The following is an 858-nucleotide window of genomic DNA, read 5'->3' on the forward strand; positions in this document are numbered from 1 at the left end:
AATGCAGGTTATTACAACGCCAATGAGCTCTATAAAACCGTTACTTACGATGAGAACAGCGTAGCCCCTTTATCTGAAGCTAACGGCGCTACAATAGAATTTAAAAACAAAGAAGGACAAGTTGTCCTTAAAAGAACCTATGGCACTGTAGGCACAGGATCAGTCAACGAGCAACATGATACCTATTATGTCTATGACCTTTACGGAAACCTGACTTATGTTATTCCGCCAAAAGCAGTCGATCTAATTGGCAGCACTACAAATTTACAGGCAGATATCACCTCTACAGCTGTAGTGGTCTCTGGTGCTACCCTAAACCTTACTGCCACAAATTCCATTCGACTTCTTGATGGTTTTCATGCCCAGGCAGGAAGCACCTTCTCGGCAGTGATCAATAACGGAACCAATACCATTTTAGACAATCTGTGTTATCAGTATAAATACGATTCGCGCAACAGACTCGTTGAGAAAAAGCTCCCGGGCAAACAATGGGAGTTTATCCTCTATGATAAATTAGACAGAGTCGTGGCCACAGGGCCTGCCAATTCTCCGTTTAATGATTTAACGACTGTGGGCTGGATGATCACCAAATACGATGCCTTTAATCGTGCCGTACTTACCGGCTGGTTACCTGGCTCGGTTACCCCTGCAGGCCGAAAAGCACTACAGGATACCCAAAACGGCTTCACTTCAAATTTTAGTGAAACCAAAACCCCTACAGCTACAAATACAACCATAAACGGGGTTGCTTTCAGGTACAGCACCCTGGCATGGCCAATATCTGATTATCATGTGCTGAGTGTAAACTATTATGACGATTATAATTTTCCTGATGCCCCGGTGATTCCATCTGCCGTA

At 43.9% G+C, this 858-nt stretch carries 1 protein-coding gene; it reads left to right on the forward strand.

Annotated features, from left to right (window positions below; genetic code table 11):
- A partial coding sequence (locus KHA98_RS22740) for a 3-coathanger stack domain-containing protein (protein ID WP_394369703.1) occupies positions 1 to 858 on the forward strand: 858 nt, incomplete at both ends.

The organism is Flavobacterium branchiicola, assembly GCF_018383905.1.
Taxonomy (GTDB): Bacteria; Bacteroidota; Bacteroidia; order Flavobacteriales; family Flavobacteriaceae; genus Flavobacterium; species Flavobacterium branchiicola.